We start from the raw sequence: 24,137 nt of genomic DNA, 5'->3' as shown, positions 1-24,137 counted from the left end.
TTACTCTCTTCTTTTTCGTACAAAATGCCGCTGACTGTCATCCAGCGGCATTTTACACTGGATCATTTACATTTTGTCAAACTTCGTATTTCCCGCAAATGATCCCATTGACAGTTGTTCTTCAAGAACAAGTCCGTGATGATGCCGTTCTTCAATCCGTTTAATAATAGATCGAATTGCATCCGTATTTTCTTCGATATTGTGAGGTTCAAAGATCGTCACGTGATCTCCTTTTAATTTGTACTCAAGATAATGCTGTGCTGTTGATTGTGTCCATCCCCTATCATCGGTTACATCGCCGCATAGTAAATGATGGATGTTGGCGTTAACGGCGCCGGAATTGATCAGTTCATTGTGATACGCAAGATAGCCTCTGATTTTATCCTTAATCGAAGGAATGGTTAATATTTCTCTGTAGTAGTCCGGAATAATGTCCATATTCAGATGGACGATCTCTTGGATTTCCTCTTCCGATAAATGAGTTACCGAATCGGTGATTTTAGAATCCAGCATAATCACATCAGATACGGTGCGCCCCCGCTTTTCTAAGGCTTTGGCAACCTCAAAAGCCAAATTCGATCCGGAAGAGTAACCAAGCAGAACAAAAGGCCCTTGTTCTTGAATGCTTATCATGCTTTCTGCATACCGGTCAACGATCTCTTTCTCATGAGACGGCTCTTCTAAAAAATCTGCCGCATAGACGGTGCTGACGCCATCAAGTCTTTTCGCCATTTCATTATAAACGAGTCCATACCCGATTAAAGGCGGGAAACAGAACACAGGGATTGAATCTTCCTGGTTCAGCTTGACGAATACGTTATGATCCGTCTCGGATTCGAAAACTGCCGCTTGAATGGCGCGTGCCATTGTTTCGATGGTAGGAAAATCGTATACGGCTTGATAATGCATGTTGATTCCCATACTGGCGTTAATTTGATGAATGAGCTGCAATACTTTAAGTGAATGGCCGCCAACGTCAAAGAAGTGATCTTTAATCCCGGGGTCAGGCAGAGCTAAAATATCCTTCCATATATCGGCCAGCTGCTTTTCAATTAACGTTCCTGGCGCTGCGTATTCGGTTCCGGTAAGCCTATTTCCCTCAGGAGCCGGCAACGCTTTTCGATCGATTTTTCCATTAGCGGTTATCGGCATCTTCTCTAATTGTACAAAATAAGCCGGAATCATATACGCGGGCAGATTGTTCAGCAAATGACGCTTCAGGTGCGCAGTATTTAATGACTCGTCTCCTGACAAGTAAGCGCACAGCTGCTTTGAGCCCTCTTCTTCAATCGCGATGACGACCGCTTCTTTGACAGTATCGAGTTGTAGTAAAGATGCTTCGATCTCGCCGAGTTCTATCCGGTAGCCTCGGATTTTCACTTGATGATCGATTCGTCCCAAATACTCGATATTGCCATCGGGCAGCCATCTTGCCAAGTCGCCTGTCCGGTACATCCGCTTCCCTGCTTCAAATGGGTGAGCTGCAAACTTCTCAGCCGTCAGCTCCGGGCGGTTCAAATAGCCCCGTGCGAGCCCGTCTCCGGCGATACACAGCTCTCCTGCCACACCGAGCGGTTGAAAATATTCCGATTCGGGGTGTACGATATACAATTGAATGTTGGAAATCGGTTTACCTATCGGAACTGAGTTAAGCGTTTCTCCCGCTTCGCATTCAAAATACGATACATCGATCGTCGCTTCGGTCGGCCCGTATAAATTGATGATTTTAGCCTCACCCGCCGGTGTGATCAAGCGATGAAACCCGGCAACGTGCGCAGGCGTCAAAGCCTCGCCGCTTGCAAATACATATTTTAATGACGCCAGCTTTCTCTTTAATTCCTCGTCGGATTTCTGCTCCATGGACTCAAGAAAAGCATGCAGCATCGCAGGCACAAAATGCATAACGGTGACATTTTTCTGCGCAATCGTATCTAAGATGACGTCAGGGTTCTTTTCCCCTCCGTTTGGAAGCAATACCGCTTTAGAACCAGTCATCGACCACCAGAACAATTCCCACACCGATACATCAAAGGTGATTGGGGTTTTTTGCAGAATGACATCCTGCTTATCCAGCGGGTAATGTTCCTGCATCCAAACGAGACGATTGATTACGGATCGGTGTTCCACCATAACCCCTTTCGGTCGGCCTGTTGATCCCGAAGTATAGATAACATAAGCTAAGTGATTCGGTCCAGCCGTCTGTTTTAAGTTTGAACCATCTTCCCAAGAGAATCGCGGATCTTCCAGGTCAAGCACTTTTCCCGTAAAAGGCACGCTTTTCCTCAAGTGACTCTGTACTAACAACAGCTTCGTATCCGAATCCTCCAATATATAGTGAATCCGTTCTTCCGGATAGCTCGGATCGATCGGCACATACGCGCCGCCGGCTTTTAAGATCCCGAAGAGTCCTACGATCATTTCCAAGGAACGTTCGGCCATAATCCCGACCGGCTGATCCGGCTGCACGCCTTCTGATTGCAATGTCCGGGCAAGTTGATTGGCTCTTTCATTCAGTTCCCGGTATGTCAGCTGGCTTTCCCCGTATACGACAGCCGTTTGATCAGGCGTACGCTGTGCTTGTTCCTCAAACAATTTATGAAGCGTCTTTTCCTTTGGATAATCTGCTTCCGTATCATTAAATGCCTCTATAAGGAGCGAACGTTCATCCCCCGTAAGTATATCTAAGTCTTGGACGCGAATCGCCTGACTGTTCACCATCTGCTTAATGATTTGCATAAAATGCTCTTCCATCCGCTTGACACTTGCATGATCATAGACGTTGCTATTGTATACAAAATGAATGTCGATTTCTCCCGCGGGCATGACAATGAAATTGAAATCGTAATGGGTATGCTCTTCCATATGGAAATTGATAATGTCCAGCGCGTCACGATTCGGTTTCATATGTTCCATTTGTTTCTCGACCGGATAATTTTCAAATACCATGATATGACTGATCAGCTGCTGCTTTTGTTCGGTTTGAGCCTGAATTTCATATAACGGAAATGTATCATACCCTTGAGAAGCCAATGCCTGCTCCTGGCTCATTTTCAACACTTGTTCCACAGTCATTTCAGGCTGAGCGGTAATACGGACGGGAATGGTGTTGATAAATAAACCGACCATGGACTCGATACCCGGAATTTCTGCTGGGCGGCCGGAAACAACCGACCCGAAAACGACATCCTGACTGTTGTTGTATCTTTGCAGCAATAGTCCCCACGCACTTTGAATGAACGTATTCACGGTGACGTGATGCTTGCTTGCAGTCTGTCTGATTTCTTCTGACAGCTGTTTTCCGAGCCGGCATGCAAGCCTTTGTTTTTGATATCCCTTGGCTTGGTTTGAGACAGGTTCTTTCAGTACAACGGTTTGTCCTTCATAACCGTCCAAATATTTTTGCCAATAGGCTGAAGCGTGCTTATGATCCTGGTCTTCCAGCCATTCGATATATCGGCTGTACGGGGTGACGGCTTCGGGCTCCGGTTTTCTTCTATCAATAAGCTCATAATAGGTTTCAAACACTTCTTTCGTAATAAGAGGCAGACACCAGCCATCCATTAAAATATGATGGAAGCTCCATATCAATCGGGCTTGGTCATCCTCTGTACGAAGGATTGATACGCGCATTAACGCATCTTGAGTAAGGTCGAATCCTCTTGCCTTATCTTTTTGTACAAAGCCGGCAATGAACTCGTTTCGTTGTTTATTCTTCATGCTTCGAATATCTTCAACAGTTATTTCGATCGGTTTTTTCCGGAATACGATCTGCAAAGGCTGATCTTTCCATTCCGTATAAAAATGAGTCCGGAGAATCTCATGTCTTTCCGCCAGCTGCGACAAACTCATTGTAAATGCCTCGATATCCAAGTCGCCTTTGAGATCAAAAGCGGCTTGTTCAAAGTAAGCTCTGGAAGCCGAATCGATTAAACTATGGAACAGCATACCTTTCTGCATGGGAGTTAAAGGATATATATTCTCAATGTCGCCGATATGCTGTGTTTGCTGAACAAATTGATCTAATTCCTCGATTGTTATGTCCTTCAGCGAGATATCGCTTGGCGTCAGCTGAATGTCTTCTTGAGCTGCGCAATGTTCGATGACTTCTTTTAGGCTATTCTTTAAGAGAGCTGCACATGTTTCCATCGTTTCTCTTCGATATTGTTTACCGCTGTAACTGATGGCCAATGACAGCCGGCCGTCTGAGATCATGCCGTTAATGTCAAGCGTATAGGCAATGGGATGTCTGTCGCTTGCAATTTTCCCTCCGGAGTAAGGAGATACCTCGATTCCTCCATTTTCGAAATCTTGATCAAATTGTCCGAGGTAATTGAAGCTGATTTCCGGATGTCCGGTCCATTCTGATGCCTTCGGATGATCGGTCAAATATTTCATCAGGCCATATCCTATTCCTTTTTGGGGAATCTGACGCAGCTGTTCTTTCACCGTCCTAATCCGCTGGGAGATGTCCCGGTCCGCCTGGATTTGAAGAGAAACCGGGTATTGGGTTGTGAACCAGCCCACCGTACGTGAAATATCAACGTCTTGAAAAATAGATTCCCTGCCGTGCCCTTCCAGATGAACATGAATTTCTTCATGCCCCGTCCAGCGATGAACAGCCATTCCGAGTCCGGTCAGCAATAAATCATTAATGTCAGTCGTATAGGCCCGGTTCGAATTTTTTAATAAATGCTCGGTTTCTTCCTCTGTCCATTGGACGATGATCGTTTCCCGGTCTTCGGCCAGACCGGTTTCCTGCTCATTGTCCTTTGGCAATTTGTGTTGCGAGATATGTTTCTGCTCAAGCCAATATTGATTTTCCGCTTCAAATTCCGGACTTTCTGCATAACGTTTCAATCGTTCAGCCCATAACAGATAGGAATCCGTCTTCTTAGGGAGCGTGATCGCTTCTCCGTTTTGGAGCTGCTCATAAGCTGACGTTATATCCTCAAGTAAAATCCTCCACGATACGCCATCTACAACCAGATGATGAATCGCAATCAGCAAATGATCGCCATCCTGACATTGAAACAATCCCAGTTTCATGAGCGGACCATCGGCTAAATGGATGGATTGCTGAATGTCATTTGCTATCGTTTCTATCGTTTCGGCAGGGTTGTTTTCTTCGAGTAAAGAGAACACGTCGAGGCTGAATAATTCTCCTTCACTGATCCCGCGGGTTCTGGCTTCGTATTCATGATCTCCCTGAACATAGACCATGCGCAAAGCATCGTGATGCTCGGCAATCTTCTTCATGACTTTCTGAAGCTTCGATTCGTCCAACCCCTCTTTAAAATAAAGCATGACAGATTGATTATAATGGTGCGGATCAGGGTATTGCCGGGCGAAAAACCAATGCTGAATCGGCGTCAATAAGGTACGGCCTTTGATTTCCCCTTGTTCTGCGATTCGGGTAACGGGCTCAATAAAAGGAGCAAGCCCGGAGATCGTCGGGTGTTTGAACAAGTGTTTGATGTCAAGCTTATACCCGGCTTGATATAAGCTTGAGGTCACCTGAATCGACTTAATCGAATCTCCTCCCAGCTCAAAGAAATGATCATCGATTCCGACCTGTTCTGCGCCTAATACGGATTCCCACACCCCGGCCAGTATCTTTTCCAGTTCTGTCCGCGGAGCTGTATAAGGATTGCCAGTGAGATTTCCCGTTGGAGCAGGCAGCGCCTCGCGATCTATTTTTCCGTTGGAAGTAAGCGGCATCGCTGCCAGCTGTACAAAATAAGCAGGGATCATATAGGACGGAAGCTGCCGGGACAGGTGCTCCCGAATTTCGCCTGCGGTTAAAGAATGCTGTGCGGTATAATAGGCGCACAAGGATGTTTCCCCGTTGGTTTCTTGTGCCGTTACGAGAGCTTCTTGAATCGGCGGTATTTGGAAAAATGCGGATTCGACTTCCCCGATTTCAATGCGGTAACCGCGGATTTTGACCTGGTGGTCGATCCGGCCTAAATATTCGATATTTCCGTCCGGGAGCCGCCTTGCTAAATCTCCCGTCCGGTACATTTTCACCTCTGGCACAAAGGGGTGCTGCAAAAACCTTTCCGCCGTTAATTCCGCTCTGTTCAAGTATCCTCTGGCGATGCCGTCCCCGCTGATATAGATTTCTCCCGGGACGCCGGCAGGCACCGGCTTCATGCTCTTATCCAGCACGAAAATGTTCATGTTGTCCGCGGCGGTTCCGATCGGCACTGATTCCCGTCTGTCGTTTTGCGGATCAAAGGAATAAATCATACAGCCGACGACTGTCTCTGTAGGCCCGTATTCGTTAAAAATTTCGATTTTTCTGCCGAATTTCCCGCTGATGCTTCGGGCGAGCCGCGTGCTTAAATTGTCACCGCCGACAATGAATTTCCGAATGGTGCACTCAGCAGGGATATTCATCTCTTTCAATAACTGCAAGTGCGCCGGGGTCAGCTTAATAATATCCGTCCTTGAATCCTGAATAATGCAATCAAGCAAGGCAGCACTGTTTTCTCCTCTGTAGACAATAATGGAATTTCCTGTAATGAGCGGAGTGAAAACAGACGTTATCGTCAGATCAAAAGCGATGGACGAATATAGGGGAAAGTTGGTTTTTTCCCCTTTGACATAGACCCGGCGGGCCCACCAAATATAATTGGTTAAGCCCTGATGCTCAATTGCCACTCCTTTAGGCTTGCCTGTGGAGCCTGATGTATAAATGACATAAGCCAAATCCTTCGTACTGCTGATCGGTTCCAGGTCAGAGCCGTCTTCGTGGTAAGAGCTTTCCTGATCGAGGAAAACCATTGTGCCCGCAAGTTCCAACTGTTTTTGAAGATGGCTCTGCGTCAGGATGATATCAGCTTGGGAGTCTTCTACTATATACTGTATGCGATGCTTCGGATAATCCGGATCAATTGGCACATAGGCCCCTCCCGCTTTTAAAACGGCCAGTATTCCCACGACCAGTTCGATCTCATGTTCACAAATAATCGCAGTGAGCCGGTCCGTCTTTACCCCCTTTTTCCTTAACGTTCGGGCTAATTGATTAGCACGTTCATTGAGCTGACGATATGTGAATTGCTTTTCTCCGCAAATAACAGCTGCTTGATCCGGTGTTCGTTTCATCTGTTCTTCGAATAACTGATAAACCGTCTTATCCCGCGGATATTCAGTTTTCGCAGTTTGAATGTCAACGAGAAGTGCATGTGTCTCCGATTCTGGCAAAATATCCACTTGGCCGAGGGGGAGGTCAGGCTGAAATAATATGACAGAAAATAGCCGGTTTAAATGTCCGAGCACCTGCATCATATACTGACGGTCATAGACTTGTTCATTAAAACATAACTTTAGGTCAATCAAGTCTTCACCCATAGCAAACTGAAATAAAGCATCTGCAGCAGCTGTTTCTATGAAACCATCAGGATGAATTTGCTCTAGTGAAACGACTGTATGGATGATCGGCAAATGATTTGCATTGTAGTTCAGCCTCAGCTGTCCGGCCATTTTATCAAAGGGAACGTCCTGATATAAGATCGCTTCGTCCAGCGTATGTTTCAATTCATGGAAAATTGATTTAAACGTACTGCCGGATTTGATATGCTGTTTGATTAACATGAGCTGGTCTGAACGAAGATCTTCATCAGTTTCGTCTTCAAAGGTTGGAACCCCTGTAATCACACCCTCATCCCCCGTGTATTTGTATAAAAGGGATTCAATTCCGATCAGGAGAACCAGATAGACGGCCATTGGCGTTTGGTTCGTCATCGTCAGGATGCGCCGTGATACATCCGCACTCAATGAACTGTGAATACAGTCAGATCCACTTGTTATATCACGCTTTACTGTTGAGTCGGACACTTGAAACGAAGGGAATGCACTGGGACGGTCTTCCGTGTGAAACATTCGGCCCCAGAACAACTCCTGTTGTTTGAATTCTGACATTCATATCCCTCCAGTTGGTTTCATTCCTGTTTTCAGGCAGCTGGCGGCAGCCGCGGCATTCATGCCGGGACAGCCGCTGCCCCCGTGATTAGAAATCCAATTCGATTGTGCTTGCGAGATGTTTACTTTTGTTTACTTTTTCGCTTAATTGAATGTCTTTTAAAGGAATGGATGGGTTTCTCATAATCGCCGAAAGGATCATGACGTAATCCTTGGCCAATACAGCAATGGTTTTCTTTTTAAACAGTTTCGTACAGTAATCAAAACTGCCCTGAATCTCATCTTGATCTATTAAGAAGTTCAGCTGTAAATCAAACTTGGCTGCCGTCTCCGTTTGTTCATAAGGTCTGACTGCGAGAGAGTCCACTTTAATATCCGTTTGTTCCGTATTTTGCAGGACAAACATCGAATCAAACAATGGATTGCGGCTTAAGTCCCGTTTCACACCCAGTTTTTCAACTAATTCTTCAAAAGGATACTCTTGATGTTCAAAAGCCTTCAGCATGGTTTCTTTCGTTTCCGTTATATAATCCAAAAATGTCTTTTCCGCCATCGGAGCGGTGCGGATGGCTAATGTATTGACAAACATTCCGATAATGGGTTCCAAATCCGCATGCGGTCTCCCCGCAATAGGGGTGCCGACGACGATATCATCCTGACCGCTGTATTTTGTCAGCAGTATGGAATAGGCCGAGAACAAAATCATGTAAGCGGTCGTTCCGGTCAATTCTTCCAGCTGCTTTATCCCTTGGGTGACAGTCTTATCGAGCGTAAAATTGTGCCTTTTCCCATCAAAGCTTCTAACAGGCGGTCTCGCAAAATCTTTCGGCAGCTCGAATGACGGGAGCTCTTCATGAAATACACCAAGCCAATACTCTTCCTGCTTCTTGATTCGTTCTCTTTGTTCTTTTTGATGTTTCCATTCCGTAAAGTCTTTGTACTGAATACGGAGCGGAGCTAACTCTTTGCCGTCATACAATTGAATCAGTTCTTCGACAAAAATGTTCATGGAGGCGCCGTCCGTGATGATGTGGTGCATGTCAAACATGAAAATATGCAGGTCTTGTTCTAACTCGATGAGTCCGGCCCTGAGTAATGGAGCCTGGCTGAGATCGAACGGCCGCACGAAGGTGCGGAAACATTCCTCAACCTCGTCAGCTGTTGCCTTGTATCTTTCCATCGAAAACTCCACTTGCGGTTTGATCACCTGCATCAGTTCTCCGCGGACCATTTCAAAACCGGTACGCAGCGATTCATGACGCTGGATCAGTCTTTGGAAAGCGGTTTGCAAGCGATTCATGTCGAGTTTTCCTTCTAATGTAAGGATTCCCGGCATATTGTAGCTCAGTTCTCCGCCTTCTATTTGTGTTGACAGGTAAACCATCTTCTGCACGGACGATACGGGATAGACATCTTTTGCTTTGGCTTTCGGAATGTCATCCGGTCCGTTGGTTTCAGCTTCTGCAATAGCCTTTGCCATTTCCTCAACTGTCGGACATTGAAAGACCTCTCTTAATGAAATGTTTTTGCTGAATTGCTTATGAATTTTGGCGATGAGTGTCATCCCCCGCAACGAGTGGCCGCCCAAATCGAAAAAGTTATCTTTTACACCTATTTCTTTTACCTTCAAAACGTCTTGCCAGATGCATATCAGCTGCTCTTCCATATTCGTCCGCGGAGCAACGTAGTCGGTTCCCGTTTGCAAACCTGCTTCAGGCATCGGTAATGCTCTTCGATTTACTTTTCCATTGCCGGTTAGCGGCAGTTTCTCCAGCTGGATGAAGTATGAAGGGATCATGTATCCCGGTATTTGGCCAGCAAGTTTTTCTTTCAGCTGACTGATCGAGAGTGATTGCTCCGCTGTAAAATAGGCATATAAATCACTTTGGCCATCGGTATTTTCTTTTGCTAGAACAACTGCTTCCTGTACGTGCTTGAGAAGAGCGGCCTCCACCTCACCGAGTTCAATCCGGTAACCGCGAATTTTGACCTGATGGTCTCTCCTTCCCGCATATTCAATGTTTCCGTCAGGAAGGTAACGGGCCAGATCGCCTGTTTTATACATCCGTTGATTCGAGTCATATGGGTGCGGAACAAAAGTTTCGAGCGTCAAAAGCTCCCTGTTATGATAGCCTCTGGCAAGGCTCACTCCTGAAATACAAAGTTCGCCGACGATTCCGACAGGCTGAAGCGTTCCGGCTTCATTCAAAATGAAAATCTCCGTATTTGAAATCGGTTTGCCGATCGGCTGCAGCTCCTGATCTGTATTCGGATTAACGGTATACATGGTCACGACATGCGTCTCCGACGGACCGTAATGATTATGCAATGTGACTTGATGGCGTGCCAGCATGTCACGCAGCATACTTGTTGCGATGAGCTGTTCTCCCGCAGCGATGATGTGATCTACGCACTCGGCAAACGGTTCGAAATAGTGTTTCTCCGAGGCAAGAAGCTTAAGGAACGCGGTCGGAAGAAATGCTGTTTGTATCCTGTGCGTTCTGACAAAATCATTGAGCTGACGTATGTCACGTTTTGCCTCATTGCCGATGATAAAGAGTGTTCCTCCGCTTGAAAGCGCGGAGAACATTTCTTGATAGCAAACATCAAAGCTCATTGCGGCAAATTGCAGCACTCTGTCAAACTGCAGCTGCGTATGATCCTGCTCATAAGCGAGCAGATTCGTCATCGTCTTGTGCTCCAGCTGAACGCCTTTCGGCTGCCCCGTTGTGCCTGACGTGTAAATAACATACATTAAATCATTTTCCGAGCAGGAAAGATTAAGATTGTCTGCTCTGCCTTGATATATCATCGGATCATCAAGCAGAAGCGCTTCTCCTTCAAAGAGCGGCGGAATAGCGTGACCTGCACAAGTCAAAAGCACATCGGCGCCGCTGTCTTTCAGCATAAAAGCCCGCCGTTTTTCGGGAAGCTCCGGATCGATAGGGAGAAATGCTGCGCCGGCCTTTAATATGGCTAAAATGCCGATGATCATATGTGCTGAGCGATCCGTGAGAACGGCAACAACCTGATCAGTGCAGGCACCCTTATCCTGAAGGACGCGCGCCAGCTGATTGGAACGTTCATTCAGCTGACGATAAGTCAGCGTCTGATTTCCAAACTTGACGGCTTCATGGTCCGGGTTAAGCTCAGCCTGCTGCTCAAAAAGCTGATGAACCGTAGTTGGAATTCGTTTTTCCGCAACTGCAGTATCGTTAAAGAGTTGCTGAATGTCTCTTTCCTCTTCCTTGGTCATCATATTCAGACGAGCCAGCTCGGCATCAGGCTGTTTAATAATCGAATCAATCAGCTGCACAAAATGCCCCATCATACGTTCGATCGTTTCCGGTTTAAACAGAGCCGTCAAGTATTCCATCGTGAACTGAATACCCGTCTCTTCTTCCACAGCCGTTAAGGTTAAATCAAATTTGGCCATCGTATGTCCGTTTGGATATGGTTTGAAAGTGACGTCATTTATCTCTAACTGTTCCTGCTCCGTGTTTTGAAGCACAAACATGGTGTCAAACAATGGATTACGGCTCAAGTCTCTGGCGATATTCAGTTGATCGATCAGCGCTTCGAACGGATAATCTTGATGCTCATAAGCTTTTAATGCATTCTCCTTCACCTCGGACAGATACTGAGAGAACGTCTTCCCTTTTTCAGGGTAATTTCTCATGGCCAATGTATTCACAAACATTCCGATAATCGGTTCCAAATCGGCGTGCGGTCTTCCCGCTATAGGACTGCCGACAATAATGTCTTCCTGGCCGCTGTATTTTGAAAGCAATAATGTATAAGACGCAAGGAGCACCATATATAAAGTCGATTCAGTTTGGGATGCCAGCTGCTTTAATCCGGCGCTTTTTTGCTTATCAAGCGTAAACTGCATTGTGGCTCCCGCAAAATCCCGTGCCGACGGCCGGATATAATCGGTCGGCAGATGAAGGACAGGAACGTCGCCGCTGTACAGCTCTAACCAATAGGCTTCTTGATTTTGGATCTGTTTTAACCGCGCTTCGCCGGTCTGCCATACTGCGTAGTCCTTGTACTGGATGCGCAAAGGCGGTAATGTCTCTCCTTCATAAATGCGGATAAATTCTTTAATCAATACGCTCATGGATGTTCCGTCAGAAATAATGTGATGCATATCAAACATCAGAATTCCCCGGTCAGGTTGAAGTTCAATCAGCCCCACGCGAAGCAGCGGCGGCTCATCCAGATGAAAAGGACGAATAAATTGGCGGATATAAAGGTCCGCATCATTTTCTTCTGCCTGATACCACTCTACTTCGAACTTTGCGTGATCTAAGACATACTGAACGGGTTCTCCGTCAGCCATTTTAAAACCGGTGCGCAAAGATTCATGGCGCAAAATAAGCGTACGGAAGGCTTGCTGCAGCTTGTCACGGTCAAGCTTGCCTTCGACAGCCATCAGTCCCAGCATGTTGTAACTGAGTTCTCCGCCTTCCAAGTGATTCAGGATGTACAACCGTTTTTGTGCTGAGGATACCGGGTAATAAGGTCTTTTTTCAATTGCAGGAATCGCATCATATCCGGTCAGCTCCGTCTTCGTGATCGTCTGTGCGAGCTGTTCAATGGTTGGGAAACGGAAGACGTCCCGCAAAGGAATTTGGACATGCAATTGCTTTTGTATTTTTGCAATCAGCGCCGTTGCCCGCAGGGAGTGTCCGCCGATCTCAAAAAAGTGATCTCTGATCCCCACCTGCTCTAATCCGAGGACATCCTCCCAAATTGCTGTCAGTTGGATTTCTGCCGAAGTTTGCGGAGGGACGTACTCTATGCCGCTGTCACGCTTTTTGACCGGAGCCGGCAATAACTGGCGATTCAACTTCCCGTTTGGCGTCAGCGGCATCTTATCCAGCTGAACAAAATGAGCCGGGATCATATATCCCGGTAAATGCCGGGCCATTCTTTCGCGAAGTTCACTGATCTGTATTGTCTTATCCGCAGCAAAGTATCCGCACAAGTAATATTCATCATCTGCATCTTTAAGGGCAGCTGCGGCGGCTTCTTGAATATCAGGAACGTTCAGCATCACCGATTCGATTTCACCGAGTTCAATCCGAAAACCTTGAATTTTCACCTGATGATCAATCCGGCCGATATATTCAATATTTCCATCCGGCAGAAGGCGGGCCAGATCACCGGTTCTGTACATTCGGTCCTCCGGTACAAACGGATCGGCAACAAATTTTTCGTCCGTCAGTTCCGGCAGGTTCAAGTAACCCCGCCCGACACCGTCCCCTGCAATATACAGCTCGCCTTGGACGCCCGCCGGCTGCAGCCGTTTTTTTGAATCAAGAATGTACATGCGGTTTCTGCCTAACGGCTTGCCTATAGGGACATAGTTTTGGCTGCGTGCCCACGCATCGGAAGAACATTCAATGTTGAACAGAGACGCGTCTACGCAAGTCTCCGTAGGTCCATATACATTGGTAATCCCAGGTGAAGCGCCATGATCGCCGAATAATTGCATGAGCTTATTTACCGTCGTTTTGGAAAGAGCCTCTCCTCCGATTAAAAGATGCTGAAGCGGAACTCCCTGCAAATCACCTGCAGCTATCAAAAGCTTTAAGTGGGCAGGTGTTCCGTCGGTGATGTCAATCGAATGCTGCCGATAGTAACGGCATAAGGCAGCACCGTCTGACACAATCTCTTTCGGAACAATAAACAAGGTATGTCCTGACAGCAAGGAAGCATACATTTGCTGAACAGAAGCATCGAAATAATATGGAGCGAGCATGGCTACATTCAGCTCCGCATCGTAGGCAGAGTAAATTTGGCGTCGAAGTCCTTCAATCAGGTGAATGACCTGGCGATGTTCAATTAACGTGCCTTTAGGCTTGCCTGTCGTACCGGAAGTATAAATGGCATAGGCCAGTTGACTGGACTGATAAGAGAGTGCAAGACTGCTGTCTTTTTCGTGATAGAAATGTTCCTCCATGAGATCGATACATGTTCCTGGGAAGCCGATGTTATCCTGCAGCTTCCCGCGGTAAAGCAATACGCTGATGCTTGAATCATTTAAAATATAACTGATGCGTTCAGACGGAGAATCAGGATCTATCGGCAAATATGCGCCGCCCGCTTTTAAAACTCCCAAGATGCCTACAATCATCTCAAGCGAGCGTTCAGTCATAATACCGACAAGCTGATCGTTCCGCACACCTTTTGCCTGCAAGGTTCGCGCAAGCTGATTGGCACGCCGATTCAGTTCTCCGTAGGTGAGTTGTTTACCCTCGAATACAACTGCTGTATTGTCCGGAGTACGATGCGCTTGCTCCTCGAACAGCTCATGAATCGTTTTTTCACGCGGGTAATGCATGTCATTAGACTGAAAGCTGCTGAGCAGATGTTCTTTTTCTTGCTGAGAGAGAAGCTCCAATTCTTCTATTTTGACAGACGGCTGCTGTAATACTTGCTGCATGAGCTGTTCAAAATGTCCGGAGAGCCGCTCCACTTCTGATTTTTCATATTCGTTTTCATTAAAACCGAAATGAACGGCCAGCTGTTTTCCAGGTATGACAACCACATTCAAATCATAGTGGGAGTGTTCCTGCATATAAAAATTCGTAATGTTCAGCTTTGTACCATGATGTCCCGTCTCTTCGACCTGCTGACCGATCGGATAGTTTTCAAAAATCATGATATGGTCAATCAGGTTTTGCTTTTGTTTCGTTTGGGCCTGAATTTCGTATAAAGGATAGGTATCGTACGATTGGGAAGCCAACGCTTTTTGTTGAACCATTTGCATCGTATCAGCAAAAGAGCTGGTCTCATCGCAGCAGACCCGAACCGGAATGGTATTGATGAACAGGCCGATCATCTGTTCCACATCAGGAATTTCCGCCGGCCTTCCCGACACGACACTGCCAAATACAACGTCTGCGGACCCGCTGTATTTCTGTAATAAAATTCCCCACAACGTTTGGATCAACGTATTTAACGTAACCTGATGCTGATTTGCGATCTGCTGTAATTGTTTTGTCTGTTCGTGATCAAATTGGCAGATCACATTGGCATAAGCGTATTCTTTTTGTTCATGCTGCGGTGTTTTATGAAGAAGCGCGGTTTCACCTTTATATCCTTCAAGGTACTCGCTCCAGTACCGCTTTGCTTCTCCCTGATCTTGGCGGTCAAGCCACTCGATATAGTCGCTGTAAGGAGCTGCAGATGACGGTTCTGTTCCCCTTCCTTCTTGTAAGGCGCTATAATGATCAAACACTTCCTTCGTGATAAGAGACAGGCACCAGCCATCCATGACAATATGATGGAAGCTCCAAATCAAATGATAGCTGCGGTCTTCCATACGGAAAATCGCTATGCGCATCAGCGGATCGCGAGCCAAGTCAAATCCTTTTGCCTTGTCTTCTCTTTGATAGGCTGCGATTACATCCTCACGCCGGTGATCCTCTATGTCACGCAAATCTGCAAAATGAATTTGCGGTTTTTGCGTTTTATAGACAATTTGCAAAGGAATATCGTTCCAGTCGCTGTAAAAACGGGTTCTGAGCACGGCGTATCTTTCAAACAATCGCTCCAAGCTTTGTTTAAACCAATCAACCTTTAACTCTCCCTGCAAATCGAACGATGCTTGTTCAAAATAAGAATGTGAGTCCTCGTCCAGCAAGCTGTGGAAGAGCATTCCTTTCTGCATCGGAGTGAGCGGATACACGTTTTCAACCTCACCTGTATGCGGCAGTTGAATGAGGAGCTGATCCAATTCGTCAATGGACATGCCTTTTAACAAAATATCGCTTGGTGTCAGTTCCGATTGTTCTTTCTGAACGCAATGCGTAATGATTGTCCGCAGGCGGCTTTGAATCGTTTCCGATAACCGCTTGATTGTTTCTTTTGCGTACTGTTTACTGCTGTAGCTGATCGTGAGCCTCAGCCGGCCATCGGTGATCATTCCGTTTATATTCAATACATACGGTCTTTCTTGATTTCCGCTCGAGTCTGAACCGCAAGAATAAGAAGATAATTGAACCCCATGCTGCTGTAAATCTTGGTCAAACTGTCCCAGGTAGTTAAAGCTGATCTCAGGATTGAGTTTCGATGGCAGTCCGCCGCTTAAGTACCTTGCTATTCCATATCCGATCCCTTTATGCGGAATTTGTCGCAGTCCTTCTTTGGTCGTTTTGATATAATCAGAGATTTCTTTGCCTGGCTGCGCGTGCAGCACAACCGGATACAGACTAGTAAACCAGCCGACCGTGCGCGATATATCCATATCTTGAATGATCTGTTCTCTTCCGTGTCCCTCTAAATGAATCGGAATCCGGTCAAGCCCCGACCAATGTGATACGGAAAGACCAAGAGAAGTTAAAAGCAAATCATTTATTTCCGTGTTATAAGCGCGATTCGCTTGTTTTAATAAGAGCTCTGTTTCCTCTTTCGTCCATTCCACAGTTGCCGTTTCACTGTCTTTTGCAGTGGTATGGGTTTCCTGAAAATCTGTAGGCAGCGGTTTTACTTCGGTTTGTTCGATCTTTGTCCAATATTCCTGTTCTTGTTTTATCGTTTCACTTTGCGCATATTCTGAAAGTCTCTTAGCCCATAATTGGAAAGAGTCTGTTTTTTGCGGCAGTTGAATCACTTGCCCGTTCTCGGCTTGCCTGTAGCCGGTCACGAGATCCTCCAGTAAAATGCGCCATGACACCCCGTCTACCATCAAATGATGGATGGCGATGAGCAAATGATCTCCATCTGCACATTGAAACAATCCGGCTTTCATTAACGGGCCATCACTTAAATGCATACTGCTTTGTATCTCATCAGCCTTGGCTTCAATGGTCTGCCCCGGGTCGGATTCTGCTTTCAGATTCAGGACTTCAAGGTTGTACAGTCCGCTTTGGGCGATCTCTGCATTCTGTGCCTCGTAACCCTTTTCCGTAGTCTGGAACGTCATCCGGAGCGCATCGTGATGTTCTGCTATCTTTTGCAGGGTTTGACGAAGCGGCGTTTCCTGAAAACCTTCCGGCGCATGCAGCATGACGGCTTGATTATAATAATGCGGATCTATTGTTGTTTGTTCAAAAAACCAATGCTGAATAGGAGTCAGGCTGACTTTTCCTTTGACCTCACCTTGATCGGCTGTACGCAGATTCTGCTTGATATGCTGACTCAATTCGGCAATCGTAGCATATTGAAACAAGTCTTTGATTTCCATTTTGTATCCGCTCTGTTTTAATCTGGATGACACTTGGATTGACTTAATGGAATCTCCGCCAAGTTCAAAGAAATTATCAAGAATACTGATATTCTCTGCGCCTAATACCGATTCCCAGGCAGAAACTAATATTTCTTCCGCTTTTGTTCGGGGAGCTTTATACTCTGCTCTGTCCTGCAGCTCGAAATCCGGAGCCGGCAGCCCTTTTTTGTTTATCTTTCCGTTAGACGTTAAAGGCATTTCATCAAGCTCGATAAAATAAGCCGGAACCATATAACCCGCCAGGCTGTGAGACAGTTGTTTCCGGAGCCGGGCTGCCGTTGTTTGCCCGCCGCTCACGTAATATGCACACAATTGTTTAAACCCGTTGGCATCAACTCTTGCTGTAACGACCGCTTCCTTGACCGCTTCTTCTTGAAGCAGCGCTGCCTCGATTTCGCCTAATTCGATACGGTAGCCTCTGATTTTCACTTGTTCATCTATTCTGCCCGCATATTCAATGTTCCCGTCAGCCAGCCACTTCGCCAAATCTCCGGTCTTATACATCTTGGCTCCGGGTTCAAACGGGTCATCGACGAATTTCTCTGCCGTCAATTCCGGACGGTTCAAATATCCTCTTGCTACACCGGCGCCGCTGATATAGATTTCTCCAGGAACACCGATCGGCGCGGGTTTCATATTCTCATCAAGAACGTAAATGCTCGTGTTTGCCGCAGCGGTTCCGATCGGTACCGATTCCCGTCTGTCCTTTGCGGCATCATAACGATAAATCATGCAGCCGACAACGGTTTCCGTCGGCCCGTACTCATTGCATATTTCAATCCGGCCTTCGAACTGTTCATGAATACTTTGGGCTAACCGGGTGCTTAAGTTTTCTCCGCCCACAATCATTCTTCGGACAGCCGTTTGATCGGCGATGTTCATTTCCTTCAAAACCTGCAAATGGGCCGGGGTCAATTTAATAATATCCACCCTCGGGTCCTGCACAATCGATTCAAGCAGAGCTGTTTTATCCTCTCCGTCATAGACGATGATCGTATTACCTGTGATAAGCGGTGTGAAAATAGAAGTCACCGTCAGATCAAAAGAGATGGAAGAGTACAGCGGGAAGTTGGTTTTCTCGCCTTTTACATAAACTTCTTTCGCCCACCAAATATAATTGGTCAAGCCCCGGTGCTCGATTAATACGCCTTTTGGCCGCCCTGTAGAGCCTGACGTATAAATGACATATGCCAAATGGCTTGCATCACTTATCGGCTCAAGGTCAGAGTCATCTTGATGATACGACTCTTCATCATCCAGTAAAATCGTGACGCCTTCATAGGAAAGCTGTTCCCTGACATCTCGCTGCGTCAAAACGATTCCGGCTTGGGAGTCATCGAGCATATACCGGATGCGGTCTTGCGGATATTCCGGATCTATAGGGACATAGGCGCCGCCTGATTTTAAAACGGCAAGGATTCCGACCACCGATTCGATGCTGTTTCTGCTGATGATGGCTACCGGATGATCCGTCTGTACACCCATCGCTCTGATCGTCCGCGCCAGTCGGTTTGCCCGCTTATTGAGCTCTCCGTACGTGAGTTGTCTGTACTTATCGATAACAGCCGCTTGATCGGGCGTACGCTGCGATTGCTCTTCAAATAATTGATGTACCGGCGTCTGCGGAAATGGCGCGGCCGTGTCGTTAAGCGTCTGCAGAAGGGTTCTTTTTTCACTTTCCGTTAACAAATCTACTTGATCCACCCGGATATCCGGATCTGTCACGACCTGTTGCAGGATTTGCATGAAATGTTCCCGAACCCGCTCTATGCTTGCCCGCTCATACACATTGGCATTGTATTCAAAAGAGATGTTCATCTCGTCGCCCGGTATAACGGTCAAATTAAAATCATAGTTGGTCTGCTCTTCCATTTGTACGTTGGAAATGGTGACGGATGATCCGTTTTGCCGGCCTATGCTCTCCATATATTGATCAACCGGATAATTTTCGAAGATCATTAAATGTGTAATTAAATCTTGCTTTTGCGTTGTACGTGCCTGAATATCGTACAATGGGTGCGTCTCGAATTGTTGAGATGCTACAGCCCTTTCCTGCGTCTCTTTCATAAGCTCGGCAAACGTTGTCCCTGCTTCACACCGGAACCGGACGGGAATGGTGTTAATGAATAAGCCGATCATCGTTTCCACGTTTGGAATTTCAGCCGGTCTTCCGGATACGACACTCCCAAAAACAACGTCCTTGCTTCGGTTATATTTCTGCAGCAAAACCGCCCATGCCGTCTGCAGCAGCGTGTTCAGCGTGACATGGCGCCCGCCGGCCGTCTGTTTCATTTTTAAAGTGAGGTCGGTGCTTATGTCACACGTCACTTTCTCCGGAATGTATCGTTCTTCTGGTGCATGGTGATCCTTAGGAAGGCCGGTTTGCTCTTCATATCCCTCCAAGTATTGATCCCAATAAGCCATGGCCTCTTTTGCATCTTGCCGGCTGAGCCATTCAATATATTGACTGTACGGAGTAATTGGCGATTGTTCAGGCTGTTTTTTGTGAAGCAAGGCAAAGTAATGCTCGAATATTTCTTTTGTAATCAGCGGCAGGCACCAGCCGTCCATCAGAATATGGTGAAAACTCCATATGAAACGGTATGTCTTTTCATCCGTTCGAAGAATGAGTAACCGCATTAATGCGCCTTTCTCTAAATCGAACCCCCGCATTTTATCTTCTCTGGCATACTGCTGAATCATCTCTTCTCTTTGTGATTCCTTCATCTCGCGTAAGTCAATGAATTCAAAACCGATCTTTTTCGTTTTCAATATGATTTGCAGCGGCTGATCCTTCCAGCCTCTGTAAAAATTCGTCCGGAAAATATCATATTTTTGCGATAAGCCATCCAAGCTTTTTGAAAATGCATCAATGTCTAACTCTCCGTGCAGATCAAACATCGTTTGCTGAAAATAAGCACCTGAATTCGGATCAAATAAGCTGTGAAACAGCATGCCCTTCTGCATCGGTGTTAATGGATAAATATTTTCCGCTTCGCCTAATTCACGCGTCTGCTCCAAAAGCTGTTCCAGTTCGTCGATTGAGATGTCTTTTAACAGGATGTCACTTGGTGTGAGAGAAGTCTGCTGCCGGCTTACGCAATGCGCAATGACTTCTTGCAGACTTTCTTTCAACTCCCGGGCAAATTGCGCCATAGTAGATCTTTCGTATTGTTTGCTGCTGTAGCTCAGTGTCAGCGATAATGTCCCTTCTGAAATCATGCCGTTTACATCAAGAACGGCTGTTCTCTCTTGGTTTTCGTTCATCGATAACCCTGTGGAAAAAGGCGATATGCGCAAAGCTTGACGATTCAGGTTTTGATCAAACTGACCCAAGTAATTAAACGATATTTCCGGTTTCAGCTGCAGGCTGTCGGCTTCGGGATGCCCGGATACATATTTGATGATGCTGTAATTCATTCCTTTATCCGGGATACGGCGCAGCCCTTCTTTCACGGTCTTAATTCGCTGTGACAAGTCTTTTCCGGCTTCCATTCTCAGGACGACAGGGTACTGGCTTGTAAACCATCCTATCGTGCGGGAGATATCCGCATCCGGAATAATCGGCTCTCTCCCATGCCCTTCCACATTTACGGCAATGTCTTCCATGCCAGTCCACCTGTGAACGGCGAGACCTAACGAAGTCAGCAGCAGATCATTGATATCCGTGTTGTAGGCGCGGTTCGCTTGTTTTAACAATTGCTCCGTTTCCTCTTTTGTCCATTGAATCGTCACTTCTTCGCTGTCTCTTAATAATGAACCTTCGCTTATTTTGTCCTTAGGCAATGGCTGCGGCTCCGTGCTTGAAAGCTCGGCCCAATAAGCAATCTCTTCTTCCATGTCGGTTTCTTTCGCATATTTGGACAATTGATCAGCCCAGAATGGAAATGAATCTGTTTTTTGCGGAAGGCGGATGGTTTGTCCGCCCTCTGCCTGCTCATAACCGCTTGCAAAATCTTCAAGTAAAATGCGCCACGATACTCCGTCAATCACCAAATGATGAATTGCAATCAGCAAATGATCTCCGTCGGGGCATTGGAACAAACCAAGTTTCATCAAAGGCCCCCGGTCTAATGCCATGCTGCTTTGAATCTCATTCGCTTTATCGGCAATCGCTTGAGCCGGATCGGTTTCCTCTTTATAATTCATCACTTCCAGATGATATAATTCACTTTCATCCGTTCCTGTAATTCGCGGAGCGTACCCGTTCGGTGTTTTTTCGAAAACCATCCTAAGGGCATCGTGATGCGACGCGATCCGTTCCATCGTCCGGCGAAGCGGAGCCTCTTTCAAGCCTTCCGCCGAATATAACATGACGGCCTGATTGTAATGGTGAGCTTGCGGCATTTTTTGTTCAAAAAACCAATGCTGTATCGGGGTCAGGTTTGTGCTGCCGGTCACTTCCTCTTGATCAGCCATCCTGCCGATCGGCACGACAAATTGACTTAGTTCTGCAATCGCGGGATATTTAAACAGATGTTTCATATCAACCTTGTATCCGGCTTGATACAATCTGGAAGACACCTGAATTGATTTAATCGAATCTCCGCCATAATCAAAGAAATTATCCAGAATTCCGATACGTTCTGCCCCTAATACTTCTTGCCAGATAGACGCCAGCAGTTTTTCTGTTATGTTCCGCGGGGCTATGTATTCGTTATCTGTCCGCGTATTTTCTTCATCAGCAGGCAAAGCTTTCAAATCAATTTTTCCATTGGAAGTGAGCGGTATGCGTTCCAAATGGATAAAGTAAGAGGGAATCATATAATCCGGCAGTTTACGGGATAAGTCGGCTCTGAACTGCGCAGTCATAGAAGGCTCGCCGACATAATAGGCATACAATTGCTTGGCTCCGTCTGCGCCTTCCCGCGCAATGACTGCAGCTTCACGAACATTTTCCAGATTGAACATGGCCGCCTCTACCTCGCCGATTTCGATTCGGTAGCCGCGAATTTTCACTTGATGATCGATCCGCCCTGCATATTCGATTCTTCCATCTGGCAGCCATCTGGCGAGATCCCCTGTTTTATACATCTTTTGACCGGAGAGATGCAAATGCTGAACAAATTTTTCCTCCGTCAGCTCAGGCCGATTCAGGTAGCCGCGGGCCACCCCGGCGCCTCCGACATACAGCTCTCCCGGTACGCCGATCGGCTGGATTTGCTGGTGCGCTCCTAAAATATAGGCTTGATGGTTCGCCACCGGTTTGCCGATTGTGATCTGTTCATCAGCGGACTGAACAGGGTGAAAGGTCGATACCACGCTGTTTTCTGTCGGTCCGTATTCATTATTGATCCGAATGTGAGGCTGCAGAGAATACAGCTTCTCAACTGTGTCTGTTTCCAGCTGCTCTCCGCCTACAACAACATGCTGAACATGAATGAAGTCGTCCGCGTTCATCTCTTCGATCATCGTTTTCAAAAGACGGGGAGAAGTTGAAAAATGTGTAATCCGCTCTTGTTTCAAGACATTTTGAATGGCGAAAAGGTCTTTATTTTCTTCATTCGGCAAAAGGTGCAAAGTCGCACCCGAGATAAGCGGGCCGAAGAAATTTAAAATGAACGCATCAAAAACATACGGGTACAAGACAAGCACGCGATCCGCTGAAGAATGCTTGAAAAACGCCTTCTTCCACTGGAGCGAATTCACAATACCGCCGTGTTCAACCATGACTCCTTTCGGCTTTCCTGTTGTGCCCGACGTATAAATGACATAGGCTAAATGGCTGTGTTCCGCTACTGGTGATAACAATGAGCCATCGGCATGGTAAGATGCTTCATCATTTAAATCAATCACCGGGCCGTCAAAGGCGAGGCTGTTTTTTAAATGTTGCTGAACAAGGAGAACGTCTGCATTCGCATCATGAAGCAAATATTGAAGCCGCTCTTTTGGATATTCAGGATCCAGGGGCACATAAGCGCCCCCCGCCTTCCAAACGGCTATGATTGACACGATCATCTCTAACGAACGATCAGCCAGAATGGCGACCAATGTATCGGCTTGAACCCCGCAATTACGCAATGTTCTTGCCAAACGGTTTGCCTTTTCATTCAATTCCCTGTACGTCAAATGGGCGTTTTTAAACTTGACCGCCGCGTGCTCAGGCGTTCTTTCTGCCTGTTCTTCAAATAATTGGTAGACGGTTCTGCTCCCGGAGTAATCTCTGCCGGTATCATTAAAATCAAACAATAGTTTCTGTTTTTCCGCTTCGGGTATCATTTCTGCCGTATGGATCTCCGCTTGAGGGTGAAACAAGATTACGGACAGCAGCTGATCCAAATGGGCTGTCATTTGATCCATATAGCGCTCATCGTACAGATTGCCGTTATAAAAAAGCTTCAAATGAATCCCGTTGTTCTCCAAATCAAAGTGAAACAGCGTATCGGCTGCAATATCTTCTTTAAATTGCAAAGAATGAATTTCGTTAAGCGAAACGACAGTATGAATCAGCGGCAGACGCTCATCATTGTAATGCACGTTTAGATGCTGAACCATTTTTCTAAACGGCAGGTTTTGATTTTTCAGAGAATCATTAACGGCTTCTTTCAGCTGTTCAAACACGGTTTTAAATGTACTCTCGTTTGAAAGCGTATTTTTCAAAAGAACAACGGTGTTAACGGCTGACTGGCTGCTTTTTTGCTTCGATACCGTTGGAATGCCGAGAATCAGGCTCGTTCGATCGGTATATTTATACAGCAAGCATTCAATACCTGCTAATAAAATTAGATAGGCAGCCATATCGGAATGATTCGCCATTGTCATGACTCTTTGAGATACTTTCGGAGATAAGGAACGGCAGATATATTTTTCCTGATAGCCGGTACGGGCCAATGACGCTTTGTCCGCTGCTTTAAAGTAAGGGAATGCGCTTAGGCCGTCCTCTTCGTCAAACAGGTTTTCCCAGTACGTTTCTTGATTTCTAAATACCGACATTGGAGCACCTCATTTTATATAATTTAAAGAAATAAATGCTATT

Annotated in this window: 2 protein-coding genes; both read right to left on the bottom strand. The window is 46.3% G+C overall.

Going from position 1 to position 24,137, the window contains the following annotated elements:
* Window positions 1-66: 66 nt before the first annotated feature.
* On the bottom strand, window positions 67-7,923 hold the full coding sequence (locus AC1DN5_RS04265) for an amino acid adenylation domain-containing protein (protein WP_366969325.1): 7,857 nt from the start codon (window positions 7,921-7,923) through the stop codon (window positions 67-69).
* Between the two features lie 88 nt (window positions 7,924-8,011).
* Window positions 8,012-24,094: a non-ribosomal peptide synthase/polyketide synthase gene (locus AC1DN5_RS04260; RefSeq protein ID WP_366969324.1), complete on the bottom strand. Its 16,083-nt coding sequence runs from the start codon at window positions 24,092-24,094 to the stop codon at window positions 8,012-8,014.
* Between the last annotated feature and the right edge of the window lie 43 nt (window positions 24,095-24,137).

The sequence above is a fragment of the Bacillus sp. 01N42_2 genome, from assembly GCF_056399565.1.
The sequence above is the reverse complement of the archived record's forward strand: the minus strand, read 5'-3'. Positions and strand labels throughout refer to the sequence as shown.

What these genes read in the sequence shown, in the direction of transcription:
- AC1DN5_RS04260 (WP_366969324.1), bottom strand. Translation starts at nt 24,094, where the DNA reads ATGTCGGTATTTAGAAATCAAGAAACGTACTGGGAAAACCTGTTTGAC.
- AC1DN5_RS04265 (WP_366969325.1), bottom strand. Translation starts at nt 7,923, where the DNA reads ATGTCAGAATTCAAACAACAGGAGTTGTTCTGGGGCCGAATGTTTCAC.